This is a genomic window from Gordonia sp. IITR100 (assembly GCF_002009645.1).
Taxonomy (GTDB): domain Bacteria; phylum Actinomycetota; class Actinomycetes; order Mycobacteriales; family Mycobacteriaceae; genus Gordonia; species Gordonia hongkongensis.
The window spans coordinates 84,840-102,129 of the sequence record NZ_MVKV01000006.1; the positions used below are offsets into that span (position 1 = coordinate 84,840).

At 68.4% G+C, this 17,290-nt stretch carries 15 protein-coding genes and 1 riboswitch; of the genes, 7 read left to right on the top strand and 8 right to left on the bottom strand.

Annotated elements, in window-relative coordinates; translation table 11 throughout:
- Positions 1 to 107: 107 nt before the first annotated feature.
- The 5 genes from B1818_RS11395 to B1818_RS11415 form a co-directional block, all read right to left on the bottom strand.
- A complete protein-coding gene (locus tag B1818_RS11395; RefSeq protein ID WP_078112805.1) occupies positions 108 to 1,556 on the bottom strand; it encodes a bifunctional phosphatase PAP2/diacylglycerol kinase family protein in 1,449 nt (482 codons plus the stop codon).
- 209 nt (positions 1,557 to 1,765) lie between these two features.
- Positions 1,766 to 3,388, bottom strand: a complete 1,623-nt coding sequence (locus tag B1818_RS11400) for a cytochrome bc complex cytochrome b subunit (RefSeq protein WP_058253078.1) — start codon at positions 3,386 to 3,388, stop codon at positions 1,766 to 1,768.
- Positions 3,385 to 4,542 carry a ubiquinol-cytochrome c reductase iron-sulfur subunit gene (locus tag B1818_RS11405; protein ID WP_078112806.1) on the bottom strand — a complete coding sequence of 386 codons (1,158 nt, stop codon included), beginning with the start codon at positions 4,540 to 4,542 and terminating at the stop codon, positions 3,385 to 3,387. Before B1818_RS11405 ends, B1818_RS11400 begins: the two co-directional genes overlap by 4 nt.
- Positions 4,539 to 5,435: a c-type cytochrome gene (locus tag B1818_RS11410; protein ID WP_058253076.1), complete on the bottom strand. Its 897-nt coding sequence runs from the start codon at positions 5,433 to 5,435 to the stop codon at positions 4,539 to 4,541. The genes B1818_RS11405 and B1818_RS11410 overlap by 4 nt, the downstream gene beginning before the upstream one ends.
- Before the next feature lie 74 nt (positions 5,436 to 5,509).
- A complete protein-coding gene (locus tag B1818_RS11415) occupies positions 5,510 to 6,121 on the bottom strand; it encodes a heme-copper oxidase subunit III (RefSeq protein WP_065630046.1) in 612 nt (203 codons plus the stop codon).
- A gap of 153 nt (positions 6,122 to 6,274) precedes the next feature.
- On the opposite strand from B1818_RS11415, the gene B1818_RS11420 reads away from it, so the two are divergent.
- Positions 6,275 to 6,760, top strand: coding sequence for a hypothetical protein (locus tag B1818_RS11420; protein WP_078112873.1), 486 nt, complete (start codon positions 6,275 to 6,277; stop codon positions 6,758 to 6,760).
- Between the two features lie 21 nt (positions 6,761 to 6,781).
- Entirely contained in the window at positions 6,782 to 7,852 is a 1,071-nt protein-coding gene (trpD, locus tag B1818_RS11425) for an anthranilate phosphoribosyltransferase (RefSeq protein WP_078112807.1), read from the top strand.
- Positions 7,853 to 7,898: 46 nt separating this feature from the next.
- Here trpD and B1818_RS11430 read toward each other — a convergent pair whose 3' ends face one another.
- On the bottom strand, positions 7,899 to 8,177 hold the full coding sequence (locus B1818_RS11430) for an Lrp/AsnC family transcriptional regulator (RefSeq protein WP_058253073.1): 279 nt from the start codon (positions 8,175 to 8,177) through the stop codon (positions 7,899 to 7,901).
- A gap of 26 nt (positions 8,178 to 8,203) precedes the next feature.
- Positions 8,204 to 10,003 (bottom strand): DEDD exonuclease domain-containing protein, encoded by a 1,800-nt coding sequence (locus B1818_RS11435; RefSeq protein WP_176455917.1) that lies wholly within the window; start codon positions 10,001 to 10,003, stop codon positions 8,204 to 8,206.
- Between the two features lie 278 nt (positions 10,004 to 10,281).
- On the opposite strand from B1818_RS11435, the gene B1818_RS11440 reads away from it, so the two are divergent.
- The 5 genes from B1818_RS11440 to B1818_RS11460 all read left to right on the top strand — a co-directional run bounded on the left by B1818_RS11440 (position 10,282) and on the right by B1818_RS11460 (position 15,353).
- Entirely contained in the window at positions 10,282 to 10,512 is a 231-nt protein-coding gene (locus B1818_RS11440) for a hypothetical protein (RefSeq protein WP_254859646.1), read from the top strand.
- A gap of 107 nt (positions 10,513 to 10,619) precedes the next feature.
- Positions 10,620 to 10,852, top strand: a riboswitch (cyclic di-AMP (ydaO/yuaA leader).
- Between the two features lie 16 nt (positions 10,853 to 10,868).
- Positions 10,869 to 11,555, top strand: a complete 687-nt coding sequence (locus B1818_RS11445; RefSeq protein WP_078112810.1) for a C40 family peptidase — start codon at positions 10,869 to 10,871, stop codon at positions 11,553 to 11,555.
- A 230-nt stretch (positions 11,556 to 11,785) separates the two neighbouring features.
- Positions 11,786 to 12,823 (top strand): NlpC/P60 family protein, encoded by a 1,038-nt coding sequence (locus B1818_RS11450; RefSeq protein ID WP_068972099.1) that lies wholly within the window; start codon positions 11,786 to 11,788, stop codon positions 12,821 to 12,823.
- An 8-nt stretch (positions 12,824 to 12,831) separates the two neighbouring features.
- Entirely contained in the window at positions 12,832 to 14,229 is a 1,398-nt protein-coding gene (locus B1818_RS11455; protein WP_078112811.1) for a hypothetical protein, read from the top strand.
- A complete protein-coding gene (locus B1818_RS11460) occupies positions 14,229 to 15,353 on the top strand; it encodes a glycosyltransferase family 4 protein (protein WP_078112812.1) in 1,125 nt (374 codons plus the stop codon). The genes B1818_RS11455 and B1818_RS11460 overlap by 1 nt, the downstream gene beginning before the upstream one ends.
- Positions 15,354 to 15,378: 25 nt before the next feature.
- Here the strand turns inward: B1818_RS11460 and B1818_RS11465 are convergent, their stop codons facing one another.
- Complete coding sequence (locus tag B1818_RS11465) at positions 15,379 to 17,187, bottom strand: long-chain fatty acid--CoA ligase (protein WP_078112813.1); 1,809 nt, start codon at positions 17,185 to 17,187, stop codon at positions 15,379 to 15,381.
- Positions 17,188 to 17,290 lie beyond the last annotated feature (103 nt).

Below are 17,290 nucleotides of genomic sequence, written 5' to 3' on the forward strand. Positions count from 1 at the left end.
GCACTGACGCCGACGCCGCACGGCGCCGCGCACGCACCACGAGAGCGCCCCACCGGATCTCCGGTGGGGCGCTCTCGTGTCTTCGCCGAGCGACCCTCGGTGAGCGGTCAGGGACGCTCCCGGCCGACCGGCCGGAAGACCTTCAGGACGCGGTAGTCCACGCGGAAGTCGGCCTGCGAGAACGACTCCTCGACCTCGCCGTCGTGTGAGACCGCGACGGGGCCGTCGACCGCGGTGAAGCGGAACTCGGGGACCTGCATCTCGTGGTACAGGTGAGAGCGTTCAAGACGACCGAGCGCGAGTGAACCCAGGAGTCGCAGGGTCGCCCAGCGGTGGCTTGTCTCGAGGATCCGTACGTCGAGAAGGCCGTCGTCGAGCCGGATGCGTCGCGACGGCAGGAATCCGGTGGGCTGGTAGATCGAGTTGCCGACGAGGAACAGGGACGCATCGAGTACACGGCCCTCCACCTCGATTCGGACGTGCGGGTCTTTGCGGAGGACGTGCAATACGGCCGCCGCGGTCGCGAGCGGCCGGCTGATCCGCCGCTGGAGGCGCCGGCGGACCCGGACGAAGTCGGGGTGCGCGCCGATGCTCGCGGTGTTGAGGATCAGGCGGGAGTTGTTGAGCCACATCGCGTCGACACGGGACGCCGAACCCGAACGAATCGCGTCGATCGTGGTGTCCACCGTGCCGCAACCGATGTCACGCGCGAAGTGGTTGAACGTGCCGGCCGGGAAGACCGCGACGGGGATGTCGGCGGCCAGCGCAGGAGCGGCGGCACACGCCACGGTGCCGTCGCCGCCGGCCACCCCCAGGATCTCCGCTCGGGCCGCCACGTCGGCGAAAACGGTTGCCATGTCGTCGGTGTCGTCGAGCTCGATGATCTCGGCGGCCGGCAGCCCGGTGCGGATCGCATCCACCACACGGCGACCCCGTCCGTCCGCGGAGCCCGGGTTCACGACGACGACCAGTCCGGTCCCGTCGGGGTTGGGTCCCACATCGACGACCGACGGGGCGGCCAGGGACAGCGACGGTTCGGTGATGGGCGGCACGACACGGGCACCGATCGTGGCGATGACGGCGCCGATGCCGAGCCCCGCGACCACGTCGCCGGGGTAGTGTGCCCCGGTCGCCACCCGGGACAGCCCGACGAGCCCGGCCAGTGCCGACAACAACAGACCCGCGGGCGGATTTTCGACGGCCACACCGACCGCGAAGGCGGCAGCACTGGCGGAGTGTCCGGACGGCAGCGAGTTGGAGGTCGGGCGTCGACGACCCCGCCGGGACAACGGGATCGGTCCGTGGGAGGGCCGCGAGCGGTTGCGGATCCGCTTCGCCCCCTGGTTGGTGACCAGACTCGTCACGGCGAGCGAGACCAGTCCGCGTGCGGCGCCGCGCTGCAGCGAGGGACGGCCGGACACGGCGAGCCCGGCGGCGATCGTCATCCACAGCTTCGAATGGTCGGCGGCCCGGGTGAGCATCGGCATCGTCACGTCGAGGAGCGGGCTCGGGGATCGCGCGATCGAATCGTAGATCTCGGCATCGAGAGTGCCCATCCCGCGGGTGATCTGGGACAGACCGGAACTTCGGGGAGGTGACCGGTGCATGGGGTACACCGTGCCACATCGGACCCACGCCGGCAGCCACCCTGGGGGAGGGGAGCGGTGTCGGTCGGCGACGTGGGCCACTATGCACAACGAACCGCGGACCGTCGCGCACCAGATGGTGCTCGACGGCCCGCGGTGGGTCGTGCGATTTCCTGCGACTACTCGCCGAAGGGGTTGCCGCCCTTGGCCTGCAGCTCGCGGAGGGCCTTCCGCTCGCCGGCCTCGATCTCGTGCTCGAGTTCGACGTTCCGCAGCTGCTCCTCCGGCGGATCCGCCGTGAGGATCGAACCGGTACCCGGGGCACCGGCGGAGCCGAGCTTGTTCATCCGCTTGGGCAGTGCCGCACCCTCGTAGGGGAGCGGGATCGGGTGACCATGGCTGTCGACCGGGCCGAGCGGCTGGTGGACCTCGATGTACTCACCCTGCGGCAGCCGCTTGATGATGCCGGTCTCGATACCGTGTGCCAAGACCTCGCGGTCACTGCGCTGCAACGAGAGCGCCCAGCGGTAGGCGATGAAGTAGACCAGCGGCGGCAGGACGATCAGACCGATACGCCCGATCCAGGTGGTCGCGTTCAGCGAGATGTGGAACTTGAACGCGATGATGTCGTTCATACATGCGATTGTCAGCAGGATGTAGAACGAGACCGCCATGGAGCCGATCGCCGTCCGCACCGGGGTGTCGCGGGGACGCTGCAGCAGGTTGTGGTGCGCATCGTCGCCGGTGAGCTTCTTCTCGATCCACGGGTAGGCGAACATCAGGCCGAAGATGATGGTCATGATCAGCACGACCCAGTTCGACATCGGCACCGTGTAGTTGCCCAGGTAGAGCTCCCACGCGGGGAACAGACGTATCAGACCGTCGGTCCACATCATGTAGATGTCTGGCTGAGATCCGGCCGACACCTGTGCCGGGTTGTACGGACCGATGTTCCAGACCGGGTTGATCTGGAAGACGCCTGACATGATCGCCAGCACGCCGGTGACGAAGGCGAACATCGCGCCGGCCTTGGCAGCGAAGACCGGCATGATGCGGACGCCGACGACGTTCTTCTCGGTGCGGCCGGGGCCGGGGAACTGCGTGTGCTTCTGGTACCAGACCAGCGCGAGGTGTGCGCCGATCAGAGCCAGGATGATGCCCGGGAAGAGCAGGATGTGCAGCACGTAGAGGCGCGGGATGATGATGACGCCGGGGAAGTCGCCGCCGAACAGTGCCCAGTGGATCCAGGTGCCGACGACCGGGATACCGAGGACGATGCCACTCATGGCGGCGCGGACGCCGGTGCCCGACAGGAGGTCGTCGGGGAGCGAGTAACCGAAGAAGCCCTCGAACATCGCCAGGATCAGCAGGAGACAACCGATGATCCAGTTGGCCTCACGCGGACGTCGGAACGCACCGGTGAAGAAGATGCGCATCATGTGGATGATGATCGACGCGGCGAACAGCAGAGCCGCCCAGTGGTGGATCTGACGGACGAAGAGACCGCCGCGCACCTCGAACGAGATGTTCAGCGTCGTCTCGTACGCCTTGGTCATCATCACGCCGTTCAGCGGCTGGTAGGCGCCGTCGTACACCACGCGCGTCATCGACGGATCGAAGAACAGCGACAGGTAGACGCCTGACACCAGCAGGATGATGAAGCTGTACAGCGCGATCTCACCCAGCATGAAGGACCAGTGGGTGGGGAAGACCTTGTTGATCTGGCGACGCATGCCCGCGGCGAGGTGATACCGCGAGTCCACTTCTTCGGCTTGAGTGCCGAGGCGTTCGGCGATGCTCATGACTTACGCTCCCAGAATGCCGGACCGACGGGCTCGATGAAGTCGCCTGCGGCAACGAGGTAGCCCTCGTTGTTCACCGTGATCGGCAGCTGTGCCAGCGCACGGGCGGCCGGTCCGAAGATGGGCTTGGCGTACTCGAGGGCGTCGAACTGCGACTGATGGCAGGGACACAGGATGCGGTTGCTCCGCTGCTCGTAGAGCGAGGCGGGGCAGCCGAGGTGGCTGCAGACCTTGGTGTAGGCGAAGTAGTCACCGTAGTTGAAGCTCTCCTGACCCTTGCGCTTGACCGCACGGGCCGCATCCTCGGGACGCAGACGGATGAGCATGACGGGGTTGCGGACCTGGTGCAGGCCCTCCTCCAGCAGATGGCGGGAGTGCTCGGACTCGCCGAACCCGTCCGAACGACGCCACGGGAACACGGTTTCCATACCGCCGGCGTCGAGATCTTCCGGCCGGACCAGGGCGACCTGGAACGGGTTGCCGGTGTCACGCCGCAGGTAGATGGTCTCGTTGGGCGCTTCCGGCGGGTTGTAGATCGGCGACCAGCCCGAGTGCCACAGCGGCGAGTCGGGGCCCTCGGCCCACGGGTTCTTGATGAAGCCGCCGAGGAAGGCCACGAGTCCGGTGACCGCGAAGGCGCCGAGACCGAAACCGGCAGAGCCGATGATCATCTTGCGACGACCCAGCGTGGACGTGGCGCCGGTGTCCTGGAGCAGACCGACGATCGTCTTCTTGTCGACCTCGGCCGATCCGCCGTCGTGACGATCCTGAACCGAGATCTCGGCCGGGATGAACTTCTTGGTGATGAGGATCAGCGCAACGCCGATGGCGAACACCGACAGACCGAACGTCACGCCGAGGAGTGGCGTGTTGAACGTGTACCACCAGTAGTTCGGATCGTCCGGGAGGGCGAATTCCCAGTGGTTGAACAGGAAGATCCCGAGGCACGCGAGGGCGGACACGCCGGCCACGGTGAACCAGATGGCCACCTGACGCTCGGCCCGCTTCTCGACCTTGGTGCCCGGCACCGAGTAACGCTCGGACCGGTGGATGATCTCGACGCCGTCGAGATTGGTGCCGAGTTTGACGAGCTCATCGGTGCTCATCTGTTCGAGTTCGTCCCGCGACGGGACGGCTTTGTCGTTCGCGCTCATGCTCGAGATCCCATCCACATGGCGCCGGCGACGATGGCGATGACGCCGACGAACCACATGACCATGCCTTCACTGACCGGGCCGAAACCACCGAGGCCCAGACCACCACTGGGCTTGGCCTCGCTCACGTACTTGACGTAGGCGATCACGTCCCGCTTCTCTTCCGGATCGAGCTGACGGTTCGAGAACTTGGGCATGTTCTGCGGACCGGTCAGCATCGCGGTGTAGATCTGCGCCTCGTTCACCCCGTCGAGGTTCGGCGCGAACTTGCCCGAGGACAGTGCGCCACCGCGACCGGTGAAGTTGTGGCACGACGCGCAGTTCAATCGGAACAGCTCACTGCCGCGTCCGATGCTGTCGCCGCGCAGTGACTCCATCGCGACGGTGCCGTCGGCATTGCGCGGCACCTGCGGTCCGCCACCCTCGGCCTGGATGTAGGCGCCGAGCTGGTCGATCTGCTCGGTGGTGAACTTGGCCGGCTTGCGCTGGGCCTGCGCCTCACCACGCGCCGCCGGCATACGTCCGGTCGACACCTGGAAGTACACGGCGGCGTCGCCGACACCGAGAAGTGCGGGACCGCGCTCGGGCACGCCCTGGAGGTTCGCGCCGTGGCAGGTGATGCACGAGGTCTCGTAGAGCTTGCGACCGTCGTCGATCATCGCGGCGTTGCTCTCGTCGGCGACCGCGACCTGCGGCTCGGGGGTCAGCACCGAGGCGAGCACACCCGCCATGACGAGGCCGGCCAGCAGCACGATGGTGCCGCCTGCGCGCCGACGGAGCTTGCGTCGGGCCTTGGCGCGGCGGCCGGCGTCGCGTGCAGAGGAGCGTCGGGCCGAGGCATCGGGTCCGACCTCGGTGCCGCTATCCGACGGACGCGGTGGAGATGAACTCATCTGTGACTCTCTACTAAGCGGGACGGACTGTTGTTAGATCGAGCTGCGCTCGGTCGTGGTGGAACGGGCCGGCGTCATCGGATGAAGTAGATCGTGACGAACAGCCCGATCCACACGATGTCGACGAAATGCCAGTAGTAGGAGACGACGATGGCCGCGGTTGCCTGCGCCGGCGTGAACTTCGACAGCTTGGTCCGGATGAGCAGATACACGAACGCGATCAGACCGCCGATCACGTGGAGGCCGTGGAACCCGGTCGTCATGTAGAAGACCGAGCCGTACGCATCCGACGCGAGGGTCGTGCCGTGGCCGACCAGCACGGTGTACTCGTACGCCTGCCCGATCACGAAGATCGTTCCCATGATGAGGGTGATGACGTACCAGCGGCGGAGGCCGAAGACGTCACCGCGCTCGGCGGCGAAGACACCCATCTGGCACGTCACCGACGACAGGATGAGAATCGTCGTCACCGGGATGGCGAGGGCGAGATTCAGCTCGGTCGGTGGCGGCGGCCAGCCGACGGCGGAGTTGGCACGGGCGACGAAATACATCGCGAAGAGGCCAGCGAAGAACATGAGCTCACTGGACAGCCACACGATCGTGCCGACGCTGACCATGTTGGGCCGGTTCAGCGAGTGCACGCGCGAGGTGATGGCTGTTCCTGAGGTACCTACAGCGCTTGTCACAAGTGAAGTATGACGGTTCGTAGTAAGCCGTGGCCACCCGGGTCGGAAATTGCCCCCGACTATTTCTCTCGTCGCAGGTCCGCGCCCGAATCGGGTGACCCTCGGCGTGTCCGGGAAGGGTGTGGCGGACGCCCGGCTCGCTACCGTGTGTTCATGTCCAGTTCGGCGCCGCCCGGCCCCCGTGATCTCAACGGCCGAGTCGTCGAGCAGGGTCGCCTGGCGCGGCTCCGCTCACGGCTGCGCCCGCGTGCCGGCGCCGGTCCCCTGACGCTGGACGAGCGGGTGGAGGTGGTGGCGCGGTCCGACGATGACGCCATCGCGAGTTCGGTGGCGCTCGACGCGTCGTCGTGGCGAGCCGCGGACGAGGTGATCCTCCGGCATGTCGTCGAGGTGCCACCCGACCGGCGGGCCGCCGCGGCCGCGGTGGCCGCGCTCGACGGTTACGAGTCCGTCGACGACGAACGCTGGGGGCCGAGGCCGGCGCCGCGCGACGATCGGCTCGTGGTCCTGGTCCTGGCGCGGGTCCAGCTGCTCGACGCGATGCATCTGTCGCAGGAACGGTCCCGGATGGCGAGCCTCGGTTCGCGGCACGGCGGATTCGCACGCGAGTGGGCCGTCCTCCAGCGTCCGCCGCTCTGAACACGAATATGCTGACTCCCCGTGAGCACCGCACAGTCTGACTTCAGCTGGCCGCAGATCCTCGGCAAGGTCACCGATCGCCTCGACCTCGACGCCGACGAGGCCGCGTGGGCGATGAACGAGATCATGACCGACAGTGCGACCGGAGCCCAGATCGCCGCGTTCGGCGTCGGGGTGAAGATGAAGGGCGCCGCACCGGCGGAGCTCCTCGGCTTGTCGCGCGCGATGCTCGACCACGCGACGCTCGTGGACGTCGGTCGCCCGGCCGTCGACGTCGTGGGGACCGGCGGCGACCGGTCGCACACGGTGAACATCTCCACGATGACGTCGATCGTGATCGCTGCGTCGGGCGTCGCGGTGGTCAAGCACGGCAACCGTGCGGCGTCGTCGAAGAGCGGCGGTGCCGATGTGCTGGAGGCGCTCGGCGTCGACATCTCCCTCGATGCCGCCGCGGTCGCGCAGTGCGTGGCAGAACTCGGGATCGGCTTCTGCTTCGCGCCGGTGTTCCATCCGGCGTTCCGCTTCACCGGTCCGCCGCGCAAGGAGATCGGCATCCCGACGGTCTTCAACGTGCTGGGGCCGCTGACCAATCCGGCGACACCCAGCCGGGGGCTGATCGGCTGCGCCTTTGCCGACCTGGCGCCGGTTCTGGCGCGGGCTTTCGCCGAGCGCGGCGGCTCCGCGCTGGTGGTCCGCGGCGACGACGGTCTCGACGAACTGACGACCACCACCACGTCGACGGTCTGGCAGGTCGTCGCCGGGCAGGTGAACGAACTCACCGTCGACCCGACGGATCTGGGGATCGCGCGCGTGGAACTCTCCGCCCTGCAGGGGGGAGACGCGACGGTCAACGCCGCGATCGCCCGCGAGTTGCTGGCCGGGACCACGGGCCCGGTCCGGGACGCGGTGCTGCTGAACTCGGCCGGCGCCATCGTCGCGTTCGAGCAGGAGGCCCCGATGAGCTCGGCGGAACTGACCGATGCCCTCGGCGCCGCGAAGGAGCGTGCGGCCGATGCGATCGACGACGGTGCCGCCGCCGACCTGCTGCAGCGGTGGGCTGAGCTCAGCGGCCGGCTCGCCGCGCCCGCCTGACGGTCACGCTGCCCCGAAATCCTTGTGGGGCTCAGTGTTCGGCGGGTCAGTTCTCGCCGATGGAGAAACCACCCTCGACGTCGGAGCTGGAGTAACTGCGGAACGCGATGTGTGTCGCGCTCTTGAGAACCCCCGGTAGCCGGTTGATCTGGCCGGTGACGACCGTCGCGATCTGTTCGTGGTCACGGACCCGGATCTTCGCGATCAGATCGACGTCGCCCGCACAGGAGTACACCTCTTCGACCCCGGGGATGTCGGCGACGGCCTGGGCGGTCTCCGGGATCCGGTGGATGTCGGCCTGGATGAGGACGATGGCGGTGATCATGCCGCCAGCCTAGTGGTGCGTGGCCCTCAGCTCGCCTGCCGTGTGCGAGAGTCGGCGACGGGTCTGGCCGCACGTGCGTCGTGCGCCGACTGCGACCACCCGAGCCGGCGTTCGGCGGAACCGGCGGGCAGGGCGACCGGCTCACTCGTCGACACGATGCGCGCGCCCGGTTCGGTCATCCAGCGGTACACGAGGCCGACCTCCTCGGCCGGCGCGCCCCGCAGCGGACCGGGGGCCGGTAACACGGTCTCCGCGGCTGCGACGAGCGCGTCGACGACGGGCATGGGCGAGACGCCGCGTCGGGCGCGTCCGGCGGCGGCGAGACGTCCGTACCGGATGACCGCGAACTGCCAGCCGCGTTCACCGTCGGGCCGGGCGACCACGATCTCGGCGATCGCGCACAGCGCGGCCAGTCGCTGGCAGAGGGCGAGGGCGTCGATCGTGAGCGCGAGACGGTCCCGATGCCGCGCCGCGGTCTCGAACATGTGGGCCTGGGCAAGGTCGGTGAGGTGCGCGGTGAGGCCGTCGAGGAGTTCGTCGGCCTCACCTCGCATGAGCCGGCGGGCCGCGGTGACCCGGGGAGAGTAGTCCGGCACCGTCTGCGGCTGCGCCGTGGCCGCACGGCAGGACCCCGGCCGCCGCCTCCCATCGGCCTCGGGACACCAGTGGTAGCCCGTCGCGCCGAGCCGTGTCGTGCACGTGCGCAGACCGGCGGCCGCCGAGATCACGTCGGCGACGGTCGCCGCGTTGTTGCGGTTGCCCACCGGGCCGATCGACTCGTCGGTGGGTGTTCGGCTGACCTTGAGCCGGGGGAAGCGTTCCTCGGTCAGGGTCACCCACCAACCCTTGTGCGGCTGGGTCGATCGTCGGTTGTACGCCGGTGCGTGCGCGCCGAGGAGCCGGAGTTCGCGGACGGCGGCCTCCAGGGCGTGGGAACACTCCACGACGTCGACCCGTTGGGCGAGGAGCACCATCTCCGCGATGCGGCGGCGCGGGTCGTTGCCACTGAAGTACGACCGGACCCGGCGGCGGAGGTCCACCGCGGTGCCCACGTAGAGGACCTCGTTCGACGGGCCGCGGAACAGGTACACCCCGGGACGGGCCGGGACATGGTCGGCGAGTGCGCGTTTGGCGCGCAGGCGCGGGTCGGTCTTCGGGAGATACGACGTCAGGTCGCCGACGGTCGCGATGCCCTGATTGCCGACGCGCTCGAGGAGCCGGTGGAAGACCTCCACCGTGGCGCGCGCATCGTCGAGCGCCCGGTGGGTGGGCCGCACGGAGACGTCGAACAGGTCGGCGAGCGCGCTCAGCTTGACCGTCGGCGCCTCGTCACGGCTGAGGATGCGCCGGGCCATGGTCACCGTGCACAGGCTGAGGCTGAACGTCCACGGCAGGTGGAGCCGGATCGCGTTCTGCCGAAGGAAACCCATGTCGAAACGAGCGTTGTGGGCCACCAGGATCGAGCCGCGGGCGAACTCGAAGAACGACGGCAGCACCGATTCGATCCGGGGGGCGTCGGTCAGCATCGCGGTGGTGATGCCGGTGAGGGTCACGATCTGCGGGGGGATCGGCCGGCCGGGGTCGACCAGCGTGGCGAACTCGCCGACCACCTCGCCGCCGCGGATCTTGACCGCGCCGATCTCGGTGATCCGGTCGCGGACCGGGTCGGACCCGGTGGTCTCGAGGTCGACGACGACGAGGGTCGTCTCGAAGAGCGACCGGTCGCTGAACTCGTTCGACGTCTCACCCGTGGCCCCCTGGTCGGCGGCCTCCAGGTCGGCGAAGGTGAGCTGCCCCGCGGGCGAGCCGTCCACGCTGGTCTGCATCACCCGGCGAACACTAGTTCGATCCACCGACATCGCGACCGCGACGCTCCGACATCGTGTCGTGTGACCCGTGTGACTGCTGTGTCGATCGCTGTTCGACGGACTTGTCGGTGGGCGCCCCTAGTCTCCACCTGGACGTGAGAAATGCGGTCTTCTCACGGTCACAACGACCCGTAACGGGGCCGACGCGGCCCGCCCTCGCCAGATGAGATGGAGATCACATTATGTACGTCGATTGTGCGCGCTGCCCGGCTCGTCCCGTCGCTTGCGACGGGTGCATGATGACAGTGCTGTTTGGTGGTCCGAGCTGGGACGATATGCCGCACGAAGGTGGAGGTTCGGTAACGGCGGCCACCTCGGACGCGGATGCCGAACTGGACCTCGCCATCGATGTTCTGCAGGCTGCTGCAATGGTGACCAGCGCCGCTGCACGATCTGCAAGATCCGCCAAAACCGCAGTTCAGGTGCCGGATCGACGCGCCTCTGTGACCGTCCTCAGGGCAGGCTGAGAAGCGGCCGAGGTTTGGCTGTCCGTCGCCTGGTGGACAGAGCGCATCCGATTTCGTAACCTTTCTGAGACCTTTGCGGAGCGTCCCGCTTCAACAGAAGTGGTCCGCAGTAGTCACCGCTCAATCGCCCTCGCGGGCGAACCGGGGAACCACAACCTTCGGACGGGCTCGTCGGAGCGCATCACCACTGATGCGACTCGGTCGAAACCGATCCGAATCGGGGTGAATCGCGTTGCCACGCATGAGTGTCCAGTGGATACCTCATGCGCGAAAAACGTGTAGGGCCACTCTTCCGGCCCGAACCCGACAGCTAACTCGGTCGGCGGTAGAGGAAGATCTGAAGGAGAACTCGCTTCGTGGCCAAACATCGTTTGGAACAGCCCAATCGTGGCAGCACGGTCGCCAAGAAGGCGGTGATCGCTGGATCGATCACACTCGGTTCGCTCGCCGCAGCCGCCGGCCCTGCTCTCGCCGCCCCGGTCCACACCCCGCTGGGCACTTTCGAGATCCCGGCCCTGCCCGGCGCGAAGGCCCCGGAGACCAAGCCCGCGCCTGAGGCCACGCCGGTGAAGAAGTCGCCCGCCGCCACGGTCGAGATCCCCAACCTGGGGCAGTTCACCGTGCCGGGTATCGCGCCGGAGCAGATCCCGCAGCAGTTCCGCCCGCAGGGTGGTGGCGCGCCCCTGGGCCAGCCGCAGCTGACCGCCGGTCAGAAGGCCGTGAAGGCCGCCGAGAGCAAGATCGGTGCGCCGTACTCCTACGGCTCCGCCGGCCCCAACGCATTCGACTGCTCGGGCCTCGTCTACTGGTCCTACAAGCAGGCCGGCAAGAACATCCCGCGCGACAGCTACGGCCAGCTCGGCGGCGGACGCGCGGTGTCGTACTCCGAGGCCAAGCCCGGCGACGTCATGATCTTCAACGGTGGCGGCCACGCCGGCATCTACGTCGGCAACGGTCAGTTCGTCCACTCGTCCAACTACGGCACGCCGGTGAAGCGCGACGCCGTCAAGGAGTGGACCCTGACGGGCATCCGTCGGTACTGACGACAACTGAACACGAACAGACTGAGCACGAAGGTCTCTGGACGGGCGGATCGCGTGGATTGCGATCCGCCCGAACCAGTCCCGGGGGCCGGTCGGCCGCCTAGGGTGGTCGACGGGACGCGGGGTACGGGTGCAGGGGCCCGGGATGCTCAGGGATCGACGAGCACACACGAGGGAGTGAGTAGACCGTGCTGATCGGGGAGGGGCGTGGTCGCGCGACGCGGCCGAGGATGCGTTCGGGTCCGCTGATGGTGGCGCTCTGTGTCCTGTCGGCGTTCGCCGTTCTGGCACCGACCGTCGCCGGCGGCGTCGGGGACGCCCGTGCGGTGCCCGCGCGCTCGGCCGATCAGCTGCTCGACCGCTACAAGCAACTGGGCATCGACGCGGAGAAGACCACCGAGGCGATGCACAACGCCAAGATCGAGTACGACAAGCAGCGCGGCATCGTGGCGGCGGCCAAGAAAGCCGCGGCCGAGGCGCAGCAGACGCTGGACACCAGCCGCGCCCAGCTCGCCGTGCACCAGAACCGAGTCGACGCGATCGTCCGCGCCAGCTATCAGGGCGCGCGGGTCAGCGGGCTGTACGCCGTGATGGTCAGCGACTCCCCGCAGGCGCTCCTGGACCAGATGTCGGGTCTCGACATGATCTCGCGTCAGGCGTCGGTGGACCTGACCGCGATCAAGAAGGTACGGGCCAGGACCGCCATCGCGAAGAAGGATGCCGAGCGCACGGCGGTGGCCGCCTCCGAGGCGGTCTCCCGCGCCGAACGGGTCCGTGGTGACCTTCAGACGAAGCAAGCCGACCTGCAGCTCCAGGCGATCCAGATCCGGTCGATCTACAAGTCGATGACCGGCAAGCAGTTGGCGGCTCTGCGCGGTCCGACCTTCGACTTCGATCCGCGACTGGTGCCCAAGGGCACCGCCGCCGGGCTGATCGCCACCCACGCCGCGCTCACCCGGATCGGTGACCCCTACGTGTGGGGCGCCACCGGACCGAATTCGTTCGACTGCTCGGGACTCATGGTGTGGGCGTTCCGGCAGGCCGGCAAGACCATCCCGCGATCGAGTCAGGCGCAGATGGCCGGTGGTCAGCCGGTCGAGAAGAACGATCTCAAGCCCGGTGACCTGGTCATCTACTATCCCGATGCCCATCACGTCGGTATGTACGTCGGTGACGGCTATGTCATCCACGCCTCGACCTTCGGCGTTCCGGTCAAGGTCGAGCCGCTCGACGAGGCCGGACCGTACAACTCTGCCCGCCGGTTCTAGTCCCACCGGTGACCTCACCGCGCGGGCGCGCCGGCCTCGTCTCGGCCGTGGTCGTTCTGGTCATCGCAGTTGCCACCGCGTGCGGCACGGTCGACGTGCCCGACGGGCCCGGCTCGTCCGCAGCGCCCGTGTCGTCGAGCCCCGCGGTCAACGTCTACGCGCGTGATCGTGCGGCGGGCGTGACGCGGTTGCTCGACGCGCTCACCGAAGCGGTGCGTTCCGGGGATGTGCGGGCGATCGGCACCCTCGTCGACACCGCTGCCACTCCGGCGTTCAAGGACAGATTCGTCACGGCCGCCGCGGGTTTCGCGCCCAGCCGGTTCACGCCGCGGAACGGTCGCAGCGGCACCCTGCGGTTCGCACGGTTCGGTTATCAGCTTGCGCCCACCGAAGAGGCGGAGGTGCTCGTACCCGGTGAGTTGCAGGAGCTCCTCGATGCCGGGGGGAGTTCGGACTCGTGGGTCGCTCCGGTGGAGTTGCGCTATGCGCTCGGCGGTGAGGGGGTCCCGGGAGTCGACGAGGCCGAGGTGGTCGTCGGCACCCAGTTCGTGGTCGCCCGCTACGGCGAGGCCTGGCGCCTCGTCGGAGACGCCACGGCCCTGGGAGGAGACCCCGCACCCACTCAGATCTGGGAGCTGCCCGGACTCCAGGTGGCCGACACCGCGACCGCAGGCGGCACGTCGGTGGTCGCCTCGTATCCCCGAACGTCTTCGACGGTGGCGACGCTGCAGCGGGAGCTGCCCGGGGCGGTGGATGCCGTCAGTGACTTCTGGGGCGACGACTGGGATCGCCGCGCCGTCGTGGTCGCCACGGCGACCGACGACGAGTTCGCCGCCCTCGTACCCGAGGGTCGAGCGGCGACCGGGACCGCGGCGGCCGCGACCGTGTTCAGCAGCCTCGACCTGGTCCAGCGCACCGCGACCGGACAGCGCATCATCCTGACCCCGGCGGCCCGGGAACTCGCCGCACCGACGCTCGCGGTGGTTCTCCGGCACGAGTTGACCCATGTCGCGGCCCGCGTTCACACCGCGCTCGACGCGCCGCTCTGGATCACCGAGGGCGTGGCCGAATACGTCGGGCGCAGAGGGACTCACACGAGGATCGCGGATGCCGCACCCGACCTGATCGCGTCCGTGCGTGCCGGTCGGGTTCCGACCGGGCCACCCGCCGACACCGACTTCGCGATGGACGGTCAGACTTCACAGGTGGCTTATCAGAGTGCGTGGTCGCTGGCCGCCTACGTCGCCGATCGATTCGACGAGGCGCGGCTGAAGAAGATGTACATGGGGGTCGCGGCGTCCGCCCTGCCCGCGGCGCAGGACGCGGCGATCGCCTCGAGTGTCGGGCTGACGCGTGCCGAACTGGTCGCGGGATGGCAGCGGTGGCTCGAAGTGCAGGCCCGTTGATGTCTCGAACGTTGTTGCTCACCAACGACTTTCCGCCCCGTCCGGGCGGGATCCAGTCCTACCTGCAGAATCTGGTGGACCTGCTGCCGCCGGAGGACGTGGTCGTCTACGCGCCGCGCTGGCGTGGTGACTCGCACGAGAAGTTCGACGCGGCCGCCCCGTATCGGGTGTACCGGCACCCGACGACGCTCATGCTCCCCACCCCGTTCGTGGCGCGGCGTGCCGCGGAGATCGTGCGCCGCGAACAGATCTCGACGGTGTGGTTCGGCGCGGCCGCGCCGCTGGCCGTGCTGGCGCCGGGGATGCGTCGCGCGGGCGCCCAGCGGATCATCGCCAGCACGCACGGTCACGAGGTCGGGTGGTCGATGCTGCCGGGTGCGCGGCAGGTGCTCGGGCACATCGGCCGCCACACCGATGTGATCACCTTCGTCAGCCGATACACCCGCGGCCGGTTCGCGTCGGCCTTCGGCGCCCGCGCGGCCCTGGAACACCTGCCCCCCGGCGTCGACACCGAGCGGTTCGCCCCGGATCCGGTGCTGCGACAGCGGTTTCGCGAACGTCTCGACCTCGGGGAACGTCCGACGATCCTCTGCCTGTCGCGGCTGGTGCCCCGCAAGGGCCAGGATGTGTTGATCCGCGCCCTGCCGCTGATCCGACGCACCATCCCCGACGCGACGCTGGTCATCGTCGGCGGTGGTCCCTACGGGAAGACCCTGCGCGACCTCGCGGCAGACACCGGGGTGGCCGACCATGTGATCTTCACCGGCTCGGTGCCCGCCGACGACCTCGCGGCGTACCACAACATCGCGGACGTCTTCGCGATGCCGTCCCGGACGAGGGGACGCGGGCTGGACGTCGAAGGCCTGGGGATCGTCTACCTGGAGGCATCGGCGTCGGGCGTGCCCGTGGTCGCCGGGTTGTCCGGTGGGGCGCCGGAGACCATCGAGGAAGGGGTCACCGGCACGGCCGTCGACGGGACCGATGTCGACGCGGTCGCCCTGGCGATCCTGGCGATCCTCGGTGATCGCGCGGCCGCGGCCGAGATGGGCCGGGCCGGACGGCGTTACGTCGTCGAGAACTGGCAGTGGAGCCAGATGGCGGCCCGCCTGCGCCAGTTGCTCTGAGGAGCAACCGGCGCAGGCGGGGAGCTCACCGCTGGTAGATCGCCTCGATGTCGCCGGCGAACTTCTCCACGACGACGTTGCGCTTGACCTTGAGGGTCGGCGTCATCTCGCCGGTCTCCTCGGTGAAGTCGGTCGGCAGGATGCGGAACTTCTTGATGGCCTCTGAATGCGACACCGTCTTGTTGGCGAGGTCGACGGCCGACTGGACCTCGGCGCGCAGGTCGGCGTCGTCGGCGAGGTCGGCGACCGTCGCGGACGCGGGCTTGCCGGTGCGCTCCTTCCACGCCGGGAACGCTTCCGGATCGATCGTGATCAGGGCTGCCACAAACGGTTTCGCGTCACCGACGACGGTGGCCTGCGAGATCAGGGCGTTGGCGCGGATGACGTCCTCGAGTCCGGCGGGGGAGACGTTCTTGCCGCCCGCGGTCACGATCAGTTCCTTCTTGCGGCCGGTGATGGTGATGAAGCCGTCGGCGTCGACGGTGCCGAGGTCGCCGGTATGGAACCAGCCGTCGACGACCGCGGATGCGGTCGCCTCGGGGTTCTGCCAGTACTCGGTGAAGACGACCCCGCCGCGCAACAGCACCTCACCATCGTCACCGATCCGAACGGCATTGCCCGACAACGGTTTTCCGACACTGCCGATCTTCGACGCCGACGGCGTGTTCACGCTGAACGCGGCCGTGGTCTCGGTCAGGCCGTAGCCCTCGTACACCGGCACGCCGACGCCGGAGAAGAAGTGGCCCAGTCGGGCGCCGAGCGGCGCGCCACCGGAGATCGCCATCTGGCACTCGCCGCCGAGGGCGGCCCGGAGCTTCTTGTAGACGAGCGCGTCGAAGACGCCGTGCTTGACCTTCAGTGCGAGTCCGACCTGCCCCTTCTCCTTCGCCTGTGAGTACGCGATCGCGGTCTCGGACGCGGCGTCGAAGATCTTGCCCTTGCCGCCGTCGTGGGCCTTCTGGCGGGCGGTGTTGTAGACCTTCTCGAACACGCGCGGCACGGACAGGATGAGCGACGGTTTGAAGACGGCGAATTCGTCGACGAGGTTCGGGATGTCGCTCGTGTGCCCGACTTCGGCGCCGGCCTCGATCGCGACGAGCGTGATGGCGCGCGCGAGGACGTGGGCGAGGGGCAGGAACATGAGCAGACGCTTCTCGTCGCGGGCGATGACCTGATCGAGGATGTCGCCGGCGAGGACCGCCCGCACCTCCGACAGCATGTTGGCGTGGGTGAGTTCGCAGCCCTTGGGGCGTCCGGTGGTCCCCGAGGTGTAGATCAGCGTCGCCGGGTCGGCGGCCTTGACGGTGGCCCGGCGGGCCGCGACCTCGTCGTCGTGGACGTCGGCACCGGCGGCGACGAGCTCGCCGACGGCACCCGGCCCGTCGGTGCGGTCGATCTGGAAGACGGTCACCGGCGTGGTCAGGGAGTCGATGGACTCGAACTCGGCGCGATGTCCGTCGTCCTCCAGGACGATCGCGACCGCACCGGAATCCTGCATGATCCATTCGATCTGGCCGGCGGAGGAGGAATCGTAGATGGGCACGGTGATCGCGCCCGCGGACCAGATCGCGAAGTCGAAGAGATTCCACTCGAGGCGGGTGCGCGACAGCAGCGCCACCCGGTCCCCGGGGTTGACCCCGGAGGCGATCAGGCCCTTGGCGATGGCGGAGATGCGGGAGGCGGCCTCGGCGGCGGTGACCGGCTCCCACCGGTCGCCCTGCTTGTGGCGGAACACGATGTGCTGCGGTGATCGGTGCGCCAGGCCGAAGATGATGTTCGTGCAGTTCTCGTCGTCGCCGATCGAGAACTTCGCGGGCACGCTGTACTCGCCCATCGTGGTTACCCTCCAGTAGACATCAGTCACCGAATCGTATCCCCGACACGGAATCGGACTCATCGCGACGTCGGTTTCGGGTGCACTACCCTGCGCCGACACG

Excerpts from the sequence above, each read along its gene's own strand:
- B1818_RS11405 (WP_078112806.1), bottom strand. The coding sequence starts at position 4,542 with ATGAGCGCGAACGACAAAGCCGTCCCGTCGCGGGACGAACTCGAACAG.
- B1818_RS11420 (WP_078112873.1), top strand. The coding sequence starts at position 6,275 with ATGTCCAGTTCGGCGCCGCCCGGCCCCCGTGATCTCAACGGCCGAGTC.
- B1818_RS11440 (WP_254859646.1), top strand. The coding sequence starts at position 10,282 with ATGATGACAGTGCTGTTTGGTGGTCCGAGCTGGGACGATATGCCGCAC.
- B1818_RS11410 (WP_058253076.1), bottom strand. The coding sequence starts at position 5,435 with ATGAGTTCATCTCCACCGCGTCCGTCGGATAGCGGCACCGAGGTCGGA.
- B1818_RS11395 (WP_078112805.1), bottom strand. The coding sequence starts at position 1,556 with ATGGGCACTCTCGATGCCGAGATCTACGATTCGATCGCGCGATCCCCG.
- B1818_RS11400 (WP_058253078.1), bottom strand. The coding sequence starts at position 3,388 with ATGAGCATCGCCGAACGCCTCGGCACTCAAGCCGAAGAAGTGGACTCG.
- B1818_RS11465 (WP_078112813.1), bottom strand. The coding sequence starts at position 17,187 with ATGGGCGAGTACAGCGTGCCCGCGAAGTTCTCGATCGGCGACGACGAG.
- B1818_RS11435 (WP_176455917.1), bottom strand. The coding sequence starts at position 10,003 with ATGCAGACCAGCGTGGACGGCTCGCCCGCGGGGCAGCTCACCTTCGCC.
- B1818_RS11430 (WP_058253073.1), bottom strand. The coding sequence starts at position 8,177 with ATGATCACCGCCATCGTCCTCATCCAGGCCGACATCCACCGGATCCCG.
- B1818_RS11450 (WP_068972099.1), top strand. The coding sequence starts at position 11,786 with ATGCGTTCGGGTCCGCTGATGGTGGCGCTCTGTGTCCTGTCGGCGTTC.
- B1818_RS11460 (WP_078112812.1), top strand. The coding sequence starts at position 14,229 with ATGTCTCGAACGTTGTTGCTCACCAACGACTTTCCGCCCCGTCCGGGC.